A 17,132-nucleotide genomic window follows, 5' to 3' on the forward strand; every position below is an offset into this window, starting at 1 on the left:
GGCGGAAACTGCCGGAGGACGGAGCGTCAGTTTACGGGACCCGAGCCATTTCGTGAATCCGTCGATCGCATCCGTTTCATGCGACGGTGGATAAGCCATGATGTTCCGAGCAATGCTAGGCTCCCGCCACCGAAGGAACGCAGGAATTGCCAGCTCGATCGATCTTGCTGGATCGGGAGCTTGGTTCGCGAAACGAATACATCGCGATTTTCCAAGTTTCCGTTGAGGTTTTTCCGGTGCAGTAGCTTGCCTGGATCAACCAATCCCTTCGCCAGCGATTCCTTGACGGTATTCCCGGCCGATTGCTCGGAGCGAACCCATCGCGTGGCTGCGTCGGACTTTCCGGTGTAGCGACCGCATCGCGTGTCGAACTCAGGGAGTTGGCAATAGAGGGTGTGATCAAACTCCTCCAATTCATGAACCTCTCCGTCGTGAATATGCACAGTCGGAAAGAAGAGCTCTTCGCGGTGCCGCGAGTCAAACTCGAATGCCATCGGGTGCGGACGGCCGGACCGGCTTTTCAACTGAAAAACAACAAAGCTGTAATCCGAATAGATTGGAATTTTGCCCCAAGTCTCGGGTGCGATGGAGAACTGAGGATCAAGTCGTCGAAAATCCTCGGCTCGCGGGACCACGGAGGCCACGAAGGCACCGACTTCCTGAACTGCCAGTTTCGGTGCAGCACCTGCAGGGGCCGGGAGCATGGCTCGCGAGGAAGTGCTGTACTCGTTCCTAGCAGGAAAGGCGCGATTCAGGTCGCGAAAAAACTGGGGGTAGCCGCTGAAGTCGACGAAGCGTACCGATTTTTCACCAGCTCCTGCGACGGTTGGAATAGGCAGGATCATGGCATTGTCCACCGCCGACTCGTACTGCATTTCGTAGACGATGGCTTGCTTCTGATCCGAGAGAAACCGGGCGAAGATTTGGGTGTTGCCGACGAACTGGACGGGTTGAGCAAAGCAGCACATGCTGAAGGGACTCCTGAGACGAGGGGTGCGAAATGAGAACGTTCGGACCGTTCTGCGTTCGAACTGCCGGACTTTCCATACGATGGACGGAGCAATGTCGATACTCGTTCCCAAAAACGGATCGCGACTCGCAGATCGTGGCTTGTTGTGACTGCCGAAATCCCTAGGCTCGTTGAATCTTTTCGGCCGCGAAGCGAACGCGACGACGGCTGCGCGGCTCTGTATGGCTAATCCGTATGGCTAAACAGTCCTGATACGATTCGAAACCTGTTCAACAACCAAGAGCACATTTTGTCCCAGCAACGAAACTTGTCCGAGCGACGAAACGAACCCGTTTGGAAACGAGCACAGACGGTGAGTTCATCTTGAAGAATCCCACTACGATTCCTTGGACGCCAGCAGCCCGATGGAATTCGACCATCCGTTGGAATCCTGCGGACAGCTTTCTCCTGCTGACGGCATTGCTTTGGGGGATCAACATCCCGGTGGTGAAGTTTGCGACCCAGCACATGGATGCGATGACATTCAATGCATTGCGGATGATCCTGTCGACCCTCACCCTCGGCCTTTGCTGGCGATGCGAGGTTTGGTGGTCCCGACGACACCCAATCCCGACTCAGGTAGTCGGTTCGAAGGCATCGGCCAAGCCAGCGGAGCATGAGAAAGAGTCGGAGAAGCCACGTTTTATCGGATGGCGGATCCTCGGATTCGCGATGCTGAGCGGGTTCCTTTATCCGTTGGCGTTCATGGAAGGGATCGATCGCACCACGGCGGGGAACACAGCCCTCCTTCTCGCAAGCATGCCGATGTGGACCGCTCTCCTTTCCAGGCTGGTGTATGCCGAGCGTCTGAGCCGCCTGACTTGGATCGGGCTTCTCGTCACGTTTGTCGGCACGTTACTGATCATTCAAGCCCGTGGCGGGGTCGATCTTTCTCGAGAGCACTTGGTTGGAAATTGTTTTATGTTGGCGGGGGCGATGACATGGGCGAGTGCGACGGTGGTGAGCATGCCGCTGCTCAAGTGGATTAGCCCCCTTCAGCTAGCATTCTTGAGCGCCCTATTTACCACACCGATTCATGTGGGGCTCCATTTCCGGTCGATCGTGGATTGGTTACCCAGACTGGGGGAACCGAGCCTCCTTTCCAGCGTTTTGTACTCAGGGGTTTTGTCGACCGGAATTGCCTATGCGACTTGGAATATTGGGGTCCGCAAGCTTGGAGGCTCGCATGCCGCCGTTTACCAGAACTTGGTCACGATCGTTGCCGTTTTGATCAGCTGGTGTGTTTTGGGGGAGCCCGTGCTAGTATTGCAAGTGGTCGGTGGAGTGGTGGCGATTGGAGGGTTGGTGCTGATCCGGAGGGGTCGAGCCTGAAAAATTGCCCGAAATGAAAAAGGTTTGAAACGCCCTAGACCGAAAGAGACGAGGAAGTTATAGTTCTCGATTCTCGGTTTCGGCCGAGAAAAAGCGGCGAGTTCGCCTCGTTGAGAGACTTGATTGTTCTGAATTCACATAGTTCCTTTCGATGCTTGCCATTCGAAACGTAGTATTGTCGGAGAGAGTGCATGGTTAAGTTGTTGGTCCGCGACCGCGAAACGATCCAGGAAGCAGTGCGACGTTTTCGCAAATTGGTCGAGCGCAGCGGACTCAAGAAAGAGATGCGTCGCCGCGAGTTTTACGAAAAGCCCAGCGAAATCAAGCGACGCAGCAAGCAGCGAGCCGAGCGACGATCGCGACGCATGCGATTGCTTGGCCTGTAAACAAAAGAACATCGGGCGAATAGCTCAGTTGGTTAGAGCGCCACTCTTACAAAGTGGATGTCGGGGGTTCGAGTCCCTCTTCGCCCATTTTCAGATCACAAAAGCTTCTTGAGGTCCGCTTGAATCGCAGGCCGTAAGAGGTGTCCAGATAGTTACCTTTCCTGTAAATACATTGAGAGTTCCATTCCGGGACTGTTAAGAAGGTTGTTGTAGAGCCATGAAAGACGGAATTCATCCGAACTACCAAGAGGTTACGGTAACGTGCGGTTGCGGAAACAGTTTTGTTACCCGCAGCACCCGTAAGGAATTGAAAGTGGACATTTGCAATGTCTGCCACCCGTTCTACACCGGCAAGCTGAAGTTCGTCGATACGGCGGGTCGGATCGAGAAGTTCCAAACCAAATTCGCTGCTGGCACGTACGCATCGCTCCAGTCCCCGAAGAAGGCTGCCAAGAAGAAATAGCTGCTTGAGCCTCGCGCGGCTCGGTTCACCCGAGCGTCTTTATTGGCTCTGGCAATCCAAATTCAAAAACCGTCGCAGATTGCCGTGTGAGGCCTGCGGCGGTTTTTGCTTTTAGGTCTTTAACTTTATGAATATCCGCGAACAACTTGATCAAAACCTCGCTCGCTTCGAAGAGCTTGAGCAAATGATGTCCGACCCCGAAGTACTCGGAGGGGACTCTAGCAAAATGGCTGGGATCCTTCGTGAACACGGCGGATTGCTCAAAGCGGCGACCAAGTACCGACGCTACAAGAAGTTGGGCGACGAGCTGAAAGAGCTCGATGCGATGCTTCAATCCGGCGACTCCGATGAACGCGAAATGGCGCAGGAAGAGATCGCCAAACTTCGCAATGAACGGGAGACGATCTGGAACGAGCTTCTCGACATGAGCATCGGGGGCGAGGACGCGAACCGCACGCGATGCGTGATGGAAATCCGAGCGGGGACCGGTGGTGAAGAGGCCGCCCTCTTCGCGCGGGACCTGTACGAAATGTACAAACGGCACGCCGACCTTCGCCACTGGAAGGTCGAGATCATGGACAGCTCCATCAGCGAACGGGGTGGATTCAAAGAAATCATTCTCGGACTCGAAGGGGATGGTGTCTTTCGCGAGTTGCAGTTCGAGAGTGGCGGCCACCGCGTGCAACGCGTACCCGAAACCGAAGCGCAAGGCCGAATCCACACTTCCGCTGCGACCGTCGCTGTGATGGCGGAGCCGGAGGACATCGAAGTGGAACTCAAACCAGAGGACTACCGCGTCGATAAATTCTGCGCTTCCGGCCCCGGAGGCCAGCACGTCAACAAGACCGAATCCGCCATTCGGCTCACCCACATGGAGACCGGCATCGTTGTGCAGTGCCAGGACGAGAAGAGCCAACATAAGAACTTGGCCCGCGCCATCCGCGTTTTGAAGTCACGACTGTACGAAGTCAAGCGGGAGCAGGAGCTCAAGCGACAATCCGATCAACGCATGTCATTGATCGGCTCCGGAGATCGAAGCGAACGGATCCGGACTTATAACTTTCCCCAAAACCGATTGACCGATCACCGCATCAATTTGACTTTGTACAAGCTGGATCAAATTATGGCGGGGAACATGCAACCAGTGACCGACGCGTTGCTGGAATACGAACGCTCGACGCTTCGCGACGACACCGACACCTAATTGCACGGAAGGCTGCTGGATATGAGCGATGGAAAGGGAGCTGCGCCCGAGCCGTGGACCATCCTGCGACTGCTTCAATGGACAACGGAGCATCTTCGAAAAAGTGGTTCGTCTTCCCCACGTCTCGACGCGGAAGTCTTGCTCGCCGAAGCGCGACAATGCCAACGTATCGAGCTCTACACCGCGTTTTCGGAAGAGCCACCCGAGGAGGTGAAAGCGAGATTCCGCGAGTTCGTCAAAAGACGAGCAAGCGGTGAACCGGTCGCTTACTTGGTCGGCAAAAAAGAGTTTTACTCCCTTCCCTTCGCCGTCAGTCCAGCGTGCTTGATCCCGCGCGGCGAGACCGAACACTTGGTCATCGCATGCTTGGACCGGATCAAAACGATGCGGAACGTCGAACCCGATCGCCCGCTCGCCATCGCGGACGTTTGCACCGGTAGCGGATGTGTAGCGGTCAGCCTGGCTAAGAATCTGCAAAACGTTTCCATCCGAGCCATCGACATCTCGGAGGAAGCTCTCGCCGTCGCGCGACGCAACGTCGACGATCATGGCGTGACGAGCACGGTCGAGGTTACGCAAGGGGATTTGCTTGAAGGGGTAGCTCCCGAGTCTCTCGACTTTGTCGTTTCCAATCCACCCTACGTGAGCGAGAACGAATTCCAACAACTTGATCGATCCGTACGCGAGTTTGAGCCGAAGATCGCGCTCGTGAGCGGAGATGCCGGAACGGAAATCATTACCAAGCTAGCAGATCAATCTTTCCAGTGCTTGCGAACTGCAGGCTGGTTTCTGTGCGAGTTCTCCCCGATGATCGCCGACCAAGTGGAGTCGAATCTGCAACAACAAGGCCGATGGGGAAACGTCACCGTCCTCAAAGATTTAGCCGGCCACAAACGATTGATCGCGGCTCAGAAGCTGTAAACTACACCCTTTCGTTCCTTTCCTTTAACACCAGAGACGTCATCAGCCATGCAAATGGAAAAACTCGTATCGCTCTGCAAGCGACGCGGATTCATGTTTCAGTCGAGCGAAATCTACGGCGGTTTGAATGGCTTCTGGGATTACGGTCCGCTCGGGGTGGAACTCAAACGGAACATCAAGGACGCATGGTGGCACGATATGTGCCAGGGCCATAACGAATTGATCCAGCCCCAGGGGGCTCCCACCCCCTATGAGATGGTGGGACTCGATTGCACCATTTTGATGCACCCCCAAGTCTGGAAGTGCTCCGGTCACTACGATCTGTTCCACGACTTCATGGTCGATTGCCGTTTGAGCAAGAAGCGCTATCGCTTTGATCAAGTTCGCGGGAAATGGGTTTCGCGAGGCGAGCAAAAGGTGTTCGTCACCGTTGTCGCCGATCCCGAGAATGAAAACGAAGAAGTGACACGTCGCGCGTTGAAGTTCTTCAATCTTCGCAGCAAGAACGCAGAGGAACTGACTCTGGCAGACTCGTTCCAGTCTTTGGATAAGTTAACGGCTGAAGAACGAACACTCGTCTTGGCACCCGATGCCAACGAAATCAATACGCTGACAGACCCGCGCGAATTCAACTTGATGTTCAAGACCTACGTCGGTGCATTGAGTGGTGAAGAAGGAGCGGCGTTCCTGCGACCGGAAACGGCCCAAGGAATCTTTGTGAACTTTAAGAATGTCCTCGACAGCACACGCGTGCGTGTTCCGTTTGGAGTCGCTCAAGTCGGCAAGAGTTTCCGAAACGAAATCACGCCTCGCAACTTCACCTTCCGGTCGCGCGAGTTCGAACAGATGGAGATCGAGTTCTTCTGCCATCCTCAGCAATCACCCGAGTGGTATGCCTATTGGCGGAACCGTCGCATGAAGTGGTACACCGAGCTCGGCCTTTCTGGCGATCGATTGCGAATGCGCGAGCATGATCATGACGAACTGAGCCATTACTCCTGCGGCACGGCCGATATCGAGTACGCGTTCCCGTTCCTACCCGAAGGGGAGTATGGAGAGCTGGAGGGGATTGCTCACCGAGGGGATTTCGATTTGCGATCGCACTCCGAAGGGAAGCTGGATCCGCGCGAACGGCCTCTCAAACTGGAATTGAACGAGCACGGTCAACCGAAGCATCGCGGCAGTGGCAAAGACCTTTCGTATCGCGATGATCTCACGAATGAGCGCTATATCCCCCACGTCATCGAGCCTTCAGCAGGTGCCGATCGCGCGACCTTGGCGTTCTTGTGCGAGGCATATCGAGAAGACGAAGCGCCCGATGAGGATGGCAAGATGCAATCGCGAGTGGTGATGAAGCTTCATCCCCGCATCGCCCCTTACAAAGCAGCCGTATTCCCCCTCGTCAAGAAAGATGGCATGCCGGAGATTGCAAAAGACATCTACGGAGCGCTCAAGAAGAAGTTCAATGTCTTCTACGACGAGAAGGCCGCAGTGGGGAGACGTTACCGCCGTCAGGACGAAGTAGGTACCCCCTATTGTATCACCGTCGATTCGCAAACGTTGCAGGATCAGACCGTCACGATTCGCGACCGCGACACGCTCGAGCAATGGCGGGTGAAGGTGGATGACGTCGTCGCCGATATCGAAGGTCGCGTTTCCTAGCGCGCAAACCCATGGAGTTGTACCAAGGGGAACTGTTTCCGGATGATCGAGCGCCGTGGGAGATTGATGCCGCCAACGAAACTCCATCCGCGTCGGTCGTCTTTCCGGAGGCCCCCTATGGTCCTTACGATTACCGGATCCCCGACGAGCTAGCGGGGATTGTCCAGCCGTCGATGCGGGTCGTCGTCCCACTCGGAAAAGGGAATCGAGAGATCGTCGGCTACGTTCTCTCGATTCAGATGGCTATGGTCCCGCAGAGCAGTCTCAAGCCGATTCTGCGAGCGGTGGATCACGAGCCACTGTGCAACGGTTCCTTGCTCCAACTCATTCAGTGGATGAGCCGGTATTACTTAGTCCCGTTGGGGCAAGTCTTCGAGGCGGTGATTCCTGCCGGTGTACGTGCCGGAGCGGGGACTCGCAATCAAACCCTTCTCCGCCCCTCGGAATTAGCGAGCGAAGAGCGGACCGTTTCGTCGCTGCCAACCAAACAGCGTCAAACGCTCCAGCAGTTGATCCTCGCCGATGAGCCCCTCTCGATCGAACAGCTGAAACATCTCGCTCAATGTTCCGATGGGGTCATCAAGAAGCTGCGCGATGCAGGTTTGATCGAGTCCTATACGGAGCGAGTCATGACCTTCGATGCATCGACGGTACCGGGATCTTTCGAACGAATCCCTGCACCGGCGTTATCCGCCGATCAGCGGCTGGCGTTGCAGACCATCTTTCAGTCGATCGAATCGGGAGAGCATTCGACGATTCTGTTGCACGGTGTAACCGGAAGTGGCAAAACAGAAGTCTACATGCAGGCTATCGAGCAAGTCGTTTCCTACGGCAGGCAAGCCATCGTACTGGTTCCAGAAATCAGTCTTACTCCGCAAACGCGAAGCCGTTTTCAACATCGCTTTCAATCCGTTGCCGTGCTTCATTCCAGCATGAGCGGTCCCGAGCGACATTATCAATGGCGCCGAATCGCCGATGGACATGCGCAAGTCATCATTGGCCCTCGGAGCGCGATCTTTGCACCAGCCCCGTATTTGGGATTGGTGATCTTGGACGAGGAGCACGAGAATACTTTTAAACAAGAGACTGTACCGAGGTACCATGCCAGGGACGTCGCGATTCACCGAACGGCTCTTGAAAAAATCCCGCTGGTTTTGGGATCGGCAACCCCGTCGCTCGAAACCTTTCATCGCGCCCGGCGAGGGCAGTTCAAAATGGTGTCCCTTCCAAGGCGCATTCTGAATCGCCCGTTGCCGGAAGTGACAACGATCGATTTGCGATCGACGCGGATCGATGTCAACCGGGGGTCGTTATCGAGACCTCTGTTGCAAGCCATCGATAGGACGTTGGCCGAAAAGGGACAGACCATTCTACTTCTCAATCGGCGGGGCTATGCCACCTCGATTCAATGTCCATCCTGCGGGCATGTCGTGAGCTGTCCCGATTGCGACCTCCCCTTGACCCACCATCGCGATGGTAGCAAGGCAACTTGCCATTACTGCGACTACACGATTGCCGCGCCGAATGTTTGTCCCAAATGCGGATTCGATGCCATCCGTTTTGCAGGATTGGGAACGCAGAAATTGGAGATGGAGGTTCAAGCTCGCTTTCCCGACGCGGTCATTGCGCGGATGGACTCCGACACGATGAAAAAACCGGGGAGTCATGAACGGGTACTCGCCGAATTTCGGGGTGGGAAAGTTCAGATCTTGCTCGGCACCCAGATGATCGCCAAGGGATTGGACTTCCCAAATGTGTTGCTCGTCGGGGTAATCAATGCGGACACCACATTGCACTTCCCGGACTTCCGAGCCTCGGAGAAGACGTTTCAATTGGTGACGCAGGTCGCGGGCCGGACAGGGCGCGGAGACCGAGCCGGTGAAGTGTTGGTGCAGACCTATTCGCCAGACCATCCCGCCATCGTGGCCGCTTGCAAACACGATTACGAGATGTTCTCCAGCCAAGAACTGAAGCAGCGAGAGGAGTTTGGGTACCCGCCATTCTCTTCGTTAGCAAGAATCATCTTTCGGGGGCCCGATCAAGTCGAAGCCAACGAGTTCGCCGAAGGAGTGGTGAAGAAGATTCAGTTGGAGATCGCGCGCGTCAGTGCCAAGATTCGAGTTCTCGGCCCTGCACCTCCTCCGATCGCCAAATTGCGGGGGCACTACCGATTCCATGCGATGCTGATTTCTCAAGACGCCGCTGCACTCAATGCGTTGCTGTCGCGCATCCAGTCGTCCACCAAACCGCCGGGTGAGAATCTCTACCTCATCGACATCGATCCCCAGGACATGCTCTAGGTTTCCGACTGCTGACTATCCCCCATTGGATGAGCAGTCAGACGCAGGCGTGCACTGCGAAATACGCGCATCACCTCTAACTCTCCATCATCCCAGCGAAGGCCTTTTCCCCGCGCCCCCTCTTTTGGTTGCAAAAATAATTCCTAAAGTAGCATTTCAAAGGACTTTTAACCATCACTAAGAGGCGTTTAAAGAGCACTTACTTACCCTGCCATTGCTTTAGTATCGAATTCTTTAAATTGGTGCATGATTTTCTCTCAACAGGCCTGCAAAGCGCTTTATTTACTCCTAATGCATTTGCTAAGATCGAAGTTCAACCTCCGACTGCGAGCCGGAGGGAGGTCTTCTAATCTTTGTTTTCGGAGATTTTGAAATGCGGCGCTCATGGAATCATTCACGACGAGGTTTTACGTTGGTGGAATTGCTGGTGGTCATCGCCATCATCGGCATTCTGGTCGGGCTTTTGCTGCCGGCCGTTCAAGCGGCACGGGAGGCGGCGAGACGGATGCAGTGCGGAAACAATCTGAAACAGTTGGGATTGGCGCTTCATAACTACGAATCCGCCTTCAAACGATTCCCCGCGATGCAGTTGGGAACAGGTGGGGCGCACCCTGGGGGAACGCATGGTGGAGCACAGCGATTGTGTATGTCGGGCCATTACGCATTGCTCCCTTTCCTTGAACAAAACAATCTGTACCAAAACCTGACAAATCTGAACTTGGAACCATGGAACGGCAATGCTCTCTATCTGACACGAGTTCCTTTTTTAGAGTGCCCGAGCAGCAGTGGCCAGCAAGAACCGACCAGCGCAGGACGAACTCGAGGGATGTCGAACTACGGGTTTTCTGCAGGGGACAACTATGCCATGTCCCAGATTGTGCAAGGGGGGACGGAGGAGCGAAACAGTGCCTCCCTGTCCAGCCAAAAGCTTCCCATCAACAACCGTGGAATTTTCGGTCGTCTGAATTTCCCCAAGATCGGTGAGATCTCGGACGGGACGAGCAATACGGTAGCGGTGGCGGAGTACCGTCGCCCCAATTCGCAGCAGTCGATCGGAATGGTTCTTTTGATCGCCAGCGACCCGGCAACCTACGCTCCCCTCAGTTGCAAAGCGCAGTGGAACGGCCGCACCTTTGTGAACCAATCGCTCGTCTTCACCGGAGATACCGCGCGGGGCTATCGAGCTTGGGCAGGCAATGTCTTCTTCAACGGTGTCACCACCATCCTACCGCCAAACTCTCCATCTTGCATGGTGAGCAGCGGGTCGGTTTCCCCCCACTGGTTTGGTGGTATCTATAGCGCAGGTAGCGAACATACCGGAGGCGCTCAAATCGCCATGGCCGACGGGAGCGTTCGATTCGTTTCTCAGAACATCGATTCTGGAAATGCGGCTGCCATTGCACCCGCAGCAGGTGGTGGCGGGATCAGCCCCTTCGGTGTCTGGGGAGCGATGGGGACCAAGGCTGCGGGGGACGTCTTCTCCAACGAACTCTAAGATCAAGCCTGTTCGCAATTCGAGCCGAAGCCTGCGGGCTTCGGCTTTTTTGAGCGGCTTCGGTGAAGTCGCTCGTTCTGAAACTACATCTTCCCTTACTAAACGATCCAACTTATGAGTCAGTCATTTCTATCGCGCTCGATGTTCTGTCTCGGTACCTTGAGCCTTATCGCTTGGGTCGGTTGCGGCCCCAAAAGCGATCTTCCGAAAACGGTCAAAGCGCAAGGCGTCGTGACGCTAGACGGAACCCCCGTCGATCTTGCCACTATCGTTCTGATTCCCAATGCAGGCACCTATAGCGCAGCCGGAGTCAGCGACAAAGACGGCAAGTTCACCTTGAAGGCCTTCGACGAAAAAACGGGGGCCGTTCCAGGCTCTTACAAAGTCGAAGTCACCAAAACGGTTGTTCAAGATAAAGGTGAAAAAGGGGGCGAAGCCGTCGTGAATGTAGCGTACGGACTACCCAAAAAGTACTCCACCTTTACCACCTCGGGTTTGACGCTCACGATTCCCGATCAAGACACGACGGATATCAAGTTCGAGCTTACCTCAAAATAGTGATGAACCGCATCGTGCTAGCGTCCGGTTTCGCTAGCGTCCGGTTTTCTACATTCCATCAACCGGACCGCGCGAGCGTTCGGTTGATGGAATGCTCGATACTCCGTCAACTATCGCAGAATAGCCAGATTCGACGGCTTGCCATATTCATCATCCTGGGGCACATCATCGGGTCGCTCCAGGCTAAGTTCTCCCGTTCGAAAGTCCGTGGTCCATAGATAGGCCGCCCCCTCCTCTACTTCGTAACCGAACCGCCCCCCTTCCACGAGTTGCACGTCAGCCGGCCCCAATCCGACTTCTTTTAGTTCGGAGAGGCTCGTCGGCCACTGTTGGTTACGAAGTTGATACAGCCGAATCGCAACCGCCACGCGCGCCCATTGTCGAGTGTCTTCGGTTCGAACAAATGCGGCGGCCACCGATTCCACGGCAGGGAAAACAATCCCCAAATACACGGCCGAACCATCGAAACTGGGCCCTGACAGGTGATCTCGGATTCGTTCGTTTAGTTCCCTACCTGCCTTTTTCAGCGACGCGAGAGGGACCCGATGCAGCTCCGCTAGTTCATCCATCCAGATTAGATGCTTCAGTCGACCGCTAGGGGTCAACGGAAAGAGGGTAAGGGCCATTTGCTCGCCAACTCGCAAATCGCGAGAAGTGAATGTCCCACTCCACGCGCGCTCCCCGTGGATGCAGTTCTTCCATCGTTCCGGCGTGTAATGGGGTGGCTTCAAATCAGAAAGTAGCTTCTCCAGATCCGCTTCGCTCCACTGATTGTGGGTTAGCGAACGCAGGATAGACTCGGTGTACATACCTCTCATTGCAGCTGTTATCAGCTCCGAGATCAGAAAACCCGGAGCATCGATAACCTTAGAAACTTCTTGCATCGCATCCAGGTCCTCCATTGCCCGACGCGTGTCACCTTTGTAGTAGGCGTATTCGAAATCAAGCTGCAGCAGCCTTGGAATCGACCTTGCTTCCTGCAAATGAACCAAAAGCGTATCCACGCCGCGAAACTCGATGGGAAAGTACACGGGCTTCGGAAACTTCAGTGCCTCCAAGATTTGTTCTCGAACAGGACTCATCAGCGAAAGGAATCCATCAATATTCTCAGCGTCCCCCCACTCCGAGCCCGAACGAAGCTCGCTGGGCAATGGTTGGTCGCTCCCGAGGATAGGCAGATCCTCTGCGATGTTGGAAATCTGCATCGCAGAGATGATGTCGAGCCATGCCTGCGTTCCCTCTTTATGGGTGCCCGCCTGATACCATGCGTCGAGCGATGCATCGTCGTAGGGTTCACCCGCTTGTTCGTACGCCGCGATTTTTGTCTGGAACTCGGATGAGGCCCGCCACTCGTAGAGCCCCAACGCGACGGCAGCTACGAGCGCGATCACGAGAGGAGTCGCCGCGATACCGACCCAAATCTTCCACGACAGGAATCCACTTCGTTGGTTGCGTCTCATGGCAATGTCTCCTGTAGATCTTTTGCAAGGGCCTCGGCCGTGTTTTCCCAATCGCCAAACCAAAGAGAGCCAACCGATCCTCGCGATACTTGAATCGGCTCGTAATAGGAACGGTCGGAAGTATCTCCGATGCTCCAGAAATCCTGGTAAGCCTTGAAATCGGAGTTGGAAGCGGAGCGGTTCCCTGATTTTAAGAATCGATAGAGAGTTTCGACTGCGAGTCCGACCCGTCGTTTTCGAACCAACTCTGCCGACAAAAGCGCCGTTGCTGGCATTTGTGGTATCTCAATCCCACCCACTTGGGAAAAGTCGTTGATTGTCCATCCCAGCTCGTCTCGTCTCGGCTTGATCGGATTCACCATCGATTGATTCCAAGACACCGCCAATGCCTTCAGTCGAGCCTCTTGCCTCCCTGCGTTGTCCCCGAGTTGCCGAAGGATCGATGCAAGCAACGCGTTGTCGAGCAATGATCGGTTCGCGGGATCCGCGATCTCGCGAATCATGGCGCGCTCGACTTGGTCTGCCACTTCTTGACTCATAAGTTCCGTTTGCTGCCGATGACTCGTAGCAATATGCAGGAGTAAAGTCATCACCCGTTGGTAGCGTTCGGTTTCCACTCGGACCCGTTCTTCCGATGGCTTGCCCGCCAACGTGAGAGAAGTACGTCTCAGCGTCGCAATCCAACTCTGGATCAAGTGGTGCGGAATCTGAGGATGGAGATTGGGTGTGGCATAAAGAGACAACAAGTTCTCCACGCTCGAGTCGATACGCTCATCCCAGTCGATAGGAGCGGGTTTCGTCGGTGGCGGCTCCAGTTCACCTGCTGATCCATCTCCCCCTAAGGCATCTCCTCCCGCAACAGTTCCCCCCATTTCAGACACGGACTCCGGCATGGAAACCTGTCCAAATGAATTCAACCGGATCGAACTATTGGCGCGTATCACAGGCGTTCGCCTCGCAAGATCGGTAAGTTCTCGATAGGCCTCATTCGAGATAGAAGGGTAAGTCAACACTGTTGTGATAAACGGAATGGCAGGAAAAACGCATGCCAACAAACCAAAGCCCGCATGCTGCAGATACGTACGTTTGGTGTAACGAGCATCCATCCAAGGTCGCATCATCGCGCGGCTGGCAAAGAACATGATGAGCACGGAAGGGATTAACCATAGATATCCCGTCCCTAATGTGCTGAAAGCGAAGGCCAAAGCGGCCATGGTCCCCACACCGACCGCTGGGGCAACACACATGTTCAAGAGCGAGCTACGAAAAATCTGCGACACCCACTGGGTCGCGCTATAAATCGCGAACATCCCCCCCAGAAAGACAAACACAGGAAAGGGAGCTAAGCCTCTTGCACTCCGGCCATTGGGACCGGTTAGCAACACCCAAGCTAGCAGCAAGGAACCGAACCCGAGGACCACAATACACAAAGGAAAGAATTGCCGCGTCCACCATATCACTCCAGGTGTAACGCCTCGGTCAGCCAGAAACTGAATCCGTTTGTTGTTCCCATCGCTACCGAAGGTCGAGGCCCCCAACCATGTGAAGACGATAAAGTTCGGGACAACGAGTATCCCCGCCAATCCACCGTCCTTCTCCCAGGCCAGAATAAATGCCGAGAAGAAAGACAGGGCGATGAATACAACACTCACCCAGAGCATTCGGTTCTGCCAACCGATCTGCCAAAGCAAGCTGGGAGCTACAGGCAGCGGACGCCAATCATCCATGATGGTTCGCATCCGCATTCGAGAGGGTGCGCGGTACGAGAATTGCCCGAACCATCTGGTCGGGGCCGAAACAAAAGAGTTCCGGCCCCAAACTCTTCCGAGCAGGATCAGGACGATAGCGGATCCTAGATAAACCAAACCAGCGCCTAGGGGTGACTGCATCCAGATTTCACTTGTACGGGAGGTGACAACCATCGCAATGACGAAAACCGGTAGGATTGCAAAGGGAATCATCATCACGAGAGCGACCCATGCCGTCTTGAAGATCCATCCGCTCACCATGCTCGCAACCAGTAGGAAGAGCGAATTCACAAAGTACTTCACTCCCAGGTTTCCGATGCTTTCATAGAGCCCTGTATGGATTCGATTGTCGAAAACATCCGGGCTAGCGATCGCAGCACTGAGAAGACAACCCATCCAGCACAGGAGCAGCCCTACCAAGCCGCTGACAAACTTTGTCATCACGATGCGCGGAGCCGAGATCGGCAACGAACTGAGCCAAGAAAGGGTGCGAAGCTCCTTTTCTTGACTCACCAGCATCGCCCCGGCACCGACTGCAAAGAGAGAAGGCATCAGCACCAAAGCCGCTTGATGGAGCGAGGCATTCGACAGGCCTGGATTCAGCGCAGTGTGGATCGCTCCAATCATCTGGAGCATCGCGCCGATAGCGATCAACGCCCAAAGGAGAGGCAGTATCTGCCGGAACTCCTTCCAAAAGAGACGCCACGCCATGGATGACCATGTCTGAGGGCTCCATCGCATGGAAGCGGAAAGATCACTTGATCGCCCCACCTTTGCATCCGCACCCGAGTAGGTATTCATGATTGACCTCATTGTTTGGTGTGATGGTTACGATGCGTGGCGATCGGATTGATCCGAATCGATACCCGAGTTCGAGTCCTCGGTGGCGCCCACTGGACTCGTCCTCGCCAGATCATTCGCAGAACGCTTTGCTCCATCCAAACCGCGCGTGCAAGCCACGAAGACTTCTTCGAGTGTCGCAGGACGCGATCGAACGCTGAGCACTCCCGGCCAGCCTGCGACTGCTTGCTGCAACGTATCGTTCCAGCCACGGACGACCCATCGAATTTGTCGACCTGTCTTTTGTTCGCTCAATACCTCGGCAGGCTCGGAAAGAAGGGGAAGAGTCGTGAGAGGGTCGTTGACCGAGAGCGTAACCTCACTGACATTCTCCCGAAGAGACGCCAGATCGCTGACCAAGCGAACCCTTCCTTGATGCAAAATTGCAATGTAATCCGCCACCCGCTCCACCTCACTGATTTGGTGACTGGATAGAAGAACGGTTTTGCCGCTCGCGGCGCGCTCGACCATGCTCTCCATGAACTCTCGTCGCACGAGAGGATCCAATCCAGAGGTGGGTTCGTCCAGGATGAGCAACTCCGGGTCGTGAGCGACTGCAAGAGATAGAGCCACCTTCGCTCGCTGGCCTTTGCTCAAGTGTTTGATTTTGCGATCCGACGGAAGCTCGTAACGGACGATGGACTCTCGAAAGCGATCCAGGAATCCCTCAGAATAAAACGACGAGGCAAACCAGCCGATCTCGTCGATCCGCATCCAATCGTACAAGGCCGGTGCATCGGACACATAGCCGATGCGACGGCGAATCTCCAACGCGTCCTTTACCGGATTGAGCCCAAGAATCGTACAGCGTCCGCCGCTGGGGATCTGGTACCCCGTGAGAATCCGAATGAATGTTGTCTTTCCCGCTCCATTTTCCCCCAGCAGGGCAAAGACGGAGCCATGCGGGACATTCAAATCGACGCCACGGAGGGCATCGCAACCGCGGAAGTGCATCTCCAACCCTTCGGCAACAATACAGTCGGTCATCGTCCTGTTCCTCATCTGAGAGTGATGGGCCATTGAATAGATGTGATTAGAAAAGCCACCCCCCGAAGGGCTAGGAGGCCGTCTCGCTCGCCGACAGGGAAGCGATGGTTTGAACCGTAGGCACCAACTGCTTGAGTTGCTTTCGAACGATCTCTTCGATCTCTTCTCCCGACAACCCACCGTGCAACGCCTCGGTCAACACGGTTCGAAGTCGATCCGCGATGATCGTTTTGCGATCGCTGCGACAAATCTTCGGAGCTCCCTGGCAAACGACCAACCCTCGCCCCCGCAAGGACTCGAGAATCCCCTCACCTTGTAGCTGCTGGTATGCCCGGGCAATCGTGTTGGGATTGAGAGCCAACTCCACACTCAAACTTCGCACGCTGGGCAAAAGCTGACCAGGACGAAGCGATTCTTCGGCGACAGCAAACTTGACCTGCCGCACTATCTGCTCATAGATCGCCACGCCATTGTTGGCATCGATCGAGAAAAACATCATTCGACTCCTGCGTGAAATGCAGAACTAGTGAACTAGTTCAATAGTACACCAAAGCAAACATTCGAGTCAAGCAGTTTGCAATAACTTTTTTGGCGGTCGTCCGTGCGGCTCAACAAGTTCGGAAAAAACAGACCGGTCGTGATAGCTGCCGAACGACACGTACCACCCAAGCTTCTTTTTGGGAGTCGGAATGTCCGGAGAGAAATTCCAGGATTCGGAACGATCCGAATAATCCCGCGAGCAAGAGATCGAAATAGGGCGTGTGAGA

The 17,132-nt window shown here is 55.0% G+C and carries 14 protein-coding genes and 1 tRNA gene; 10 read left to right on the plus strand and 5 right to left on the minus strand.

What is annotated here, in order from left to right:
- Positions 1-26 precede the first annotated feature (26 nt).
- Complete coding sequence (locus SH467x_RS06410; RefSeq protein WP_482370451.1) at positions 27-968, minus strand: hypothetical protein; 942 nt, start codon at positions 966-968, stop codon at positions 27-29.
- Between the two features lie 365 nt (positions 969-1,333).
- On the opposite strand from SH467x_RS06410, the gene SH467x_RS06415 reads away from it, so the two are divergent.
- The 10 genes from SH467x_RS06415 to SH467x_RS06460 all read left to right on the plus strand — a co-directional run bounded on the left by SH467x_RS06415 (position 1,334) and on the right by SH467x_RS06460 (position 11,330).
- Positions 1,334-2,341 (plus strand): DMT family transporter, encoded by a 1,008-nt coding sequence (locus SH467x_RS06415; protein ID WP_482370452.1) that lies wholly within the window; start codon positions 1,334-1,336, stop codon positions 2,339-2,341.
- A gap of 191 nt (positions 2,342-2,532) precedes the next feature.
- On the plus strand, positions 2,533-2,727 hold the full coding sequence (rpsU, locus tag SH467x_RS06420) for a 30S ribosomal protein S21 (protein WP_146676785.1): 195 nt from the start codon (positions 2,533-2,535) through the stop codon (positions 2,725-2,727).
- Between the two features lie 13 nt (positions 2,728-2,740).
- A tRNA-Val gene (locus tag SH467x_RS06425) sits at positions 2,741-2,814 on the plus strand.
- 130 nt (positions 2,815-2,944) lie between these two features.
- Complete coding sequence (rpmE, locus tag SH467x_RS06430) at positions 2,945-3,190, plus strand: 50S ribosomal protein L31 (protein WP_482370453.1); 246 nt, start codon at positions 2,945-2,947, stop codon at positions 3,188-3,190.
- A gap of 127 nt (positions 3,191-3,317) precedes the next feature.
- Positions 3,318-4,394 carry a peptide chain release factor 1 gene (gene prfA, locus SH467x_RS06435; protein ID WP_482370454.1) on the plus strand — a complete coding sequence of 359 codons (1,077 nt, stop codon included), beginning with the start codon at positions 3,318-3,320 and terminating at the stop codon, positions 4,392-4,394.
- 21 nt (positions 4,395-4,415) lie between these two features.
- Positions 4,416-5,315, plus strand: coding sequence for a peptide chain release factor N(5)-glutamine methyltransferase (gene prmC / locus SH467x_RS06440; protein ID WP_482370455.1), 900 nt, complete (start codon positions 4,416-4,418; stop codon positions 5,313-5,315).
- 54 nt (positions 5,316-5,369) lie between these two features.
- Positions 5,370-6,977 (plus strand): glycine--tRNA ligase, encoded by a 1,608-nt coding sequence (locus SH467x_RS06445; protein ID WP_482371344.1) that lies wholly within the window; start codon positions 5,370-5,372, stop codon positions 6,975-6,977.
- A gap of 11 nt (positions 6,978-6,988) precedes the next feature.
- Positions 6,989-9,277, plus strand: coding sequence for a replication restart helicase PriA (gene priA, locus SH467x_RS06450; RefSeq protein ID WP_482370456.1), 2,289 nt, complete (start codon positions 6,989-6,991; stop codon positions 9,275-9,277).
- Between the two features lie 373 nt (positions 9,278-9,650).
- Positions 9,651-10,772 (plus strand): DUF1559 family PulG-like putative transporter, encoded by a 1,122-nt coding sequence (locus SH467x_RS06455; protein ID WP_482370457.1) that lies wholly within the window; start codon positions 9,651-9,653, stop codon positions 10,770-10,772.
- 114 nt (positions 10,773-10,886) lie between these two features.
- On the plus strand, positions 10,887-11,330 hold the full coding sequence (locus tag SH467x_RS06460; protein WP_482370458.1) for a carboxypeptidase-like regulatory domain-containing protein: 444 nt from the start codon (positions 10,887-10,889) through the stop codon (positions 11,328-11,330).
- Between the two features lie 110 nt (positions 11,331-11,440).
- Here SH467x_RS06460 and SH467x_RS06465 read toward each other — a convergent pair whose 3' ends face one another.
- From SH467x_RS06465 to SH467x_RS06480, 4 genes are all read right to left on the minus strand, one after another.
- Entirely contained in the window at positions 11,441-12,790 is a 1,350-nt protein-coding gene (locus tag SH467x_RS06465) for a hypothetical protein (RefSeq protein WP_482370459.1), read from the minus strand.
- Entirely contained in the window at positions 12,787-15,339 is a 2,553-nt protein-coding gene (locus SH467x_RS06470; protein ID WP_482370460.1) for an ABC transporter permease, read from the minus strand. The genes SH467x_RS06465 and SH467x_RS06470 overlap by 4 nt, the downstream gene beginning before the upstream one ends.
- Positions 15,340-15,366: 27 nt before the next feature.
- Positions 15,367-16,365, minus strand: a complete 999-nt coding sequence (locus SH467x_RS06475; protein WP_482370461.1) for an ABC transporter ATP-binding protein — start codon at positions 16,363-16,365, stop codon at positions 15,367-15,369.
- A gap of 70 nt (positions 16,366-16,435) precedes the next feature.
- The gene (locus tag SH467x_RS06480) at positions 16,436-16,861 is read right to left on the minus strand and encodes a GntR family transcriptional regulator (protein ID WP_482371345.1); all 426 of its coding nucleotides are present in this window, start codon (positions 16,859-16,861) and stop codon (positions 16,436-16,438) included.
- Positions 16,862-17,132 lie beyond the last annotated feature (271 nt).

The organism is Brakhagea slesvicensis (genome assembly GCF_052161625.1).
Classification (GTDB): domain Bacteria; phylum Planctomycetota; class Planctomycetia; order Pirellulales; family Pirellulaceae; genus JBKCUI01.

What these genes read in the sequence shown, in the direction of transcription:
- SH467x_RS06410 (WP_482370451.1), bottom strand. Translation starts at nt 968, where the DNA reads ATGTGCTGCTTTGCTCAACCCGTCCAGTTCGTCGGCAACACCCAAATC.
- rpsU (WP_146676785.1), top strand. Translation starts at nt 2,533, where the DNA reads ATGGTTAAGTTGTTGGTCCGCGACCGCGAAACGATCCAGGAAGCAGTG.
- rpmE (WP_482370453.1), top strand. Translation starts at nt 2,945, where the DNA reads ATGAAAGACGGAATTCATCCGAACTACCAAGAGGTTACGGTAACGTGC.
- prfA (WP_482370454.1), top strand. Translation starts at nt 3,318, where the DNA reads ATGAATATCCGCGAACAACTTGATCAAAACCTCGCTCGCTTCGAAGAG.
- prmC (WP_482370455.1), top strand. Translation starts at nt 4,416, where the DNA reads ATGAGCGATGGAAAGGGAGCTGCGCCCGAGCCGTGGACCATCCTGCGA.
- SH467x_RS06445 (WP_482371344.1), top strand. Translation starts at nt 5,370, where the DNA reads ATGGAAAAACTCGTATCGCTCTGCAAGCGACGCGGATTCATGTTTCAG.
- priA (WP_482370456.1), top strand. Translation starts at nt 6,989, where the DNA reads ATGGAGTTGTACCAAGGGGAACTGTTTCCGGATGATCGAGCGCCGTGG.
- SH467x_RS06455 (WP_482370457.1), top strand. Translation starts at nt 9,651, where the DNA reads ATGCGGCGCTCATGGAATCATTCACGACGAGGTTTTACGTTGGTGGAA.
- SH467x_RS06460 (WP_482370458.1), top strand. Translation starts at nt 10,887, where the DNA reads ATGAGTCAGTCATTTCTATCGCGCTCGATGTTCTGTCTCGGTACCTTG.
- SH467x_RS06465 (WP_482370459.1), bottom strand. Translation starts at nt 12,790, where the DNA reads ATGAGACGCAACCAACGAAGTGGATTCCTGTCGTGGAAGATTTGGGTC.
- SH467x_RS06470 (WP_482370460.1), bottom strand. Translation starts at nt 15,339, where the DNA reads ATGAATACCTACTCGGGTGCGGATGCAAAGGTGGGGCGATCAAGTGAT.
- SH467x_RS06475 (WP_482370461.1), bottom strand. Translation starts at nt 16,365, where the DNA reads ATGACCGACTGTATTGTTGCCGAAGGGTTGGAGATGCACTTCCGCGGT.
- SH467x_RS06480 (WP_482371345.1), bottom strand. Translation starts at nt 16,861, where the DNA reads ATGTTTTTCTCGATCGATGCCAACAATGGCGTGGCGATCTATGAGCAG.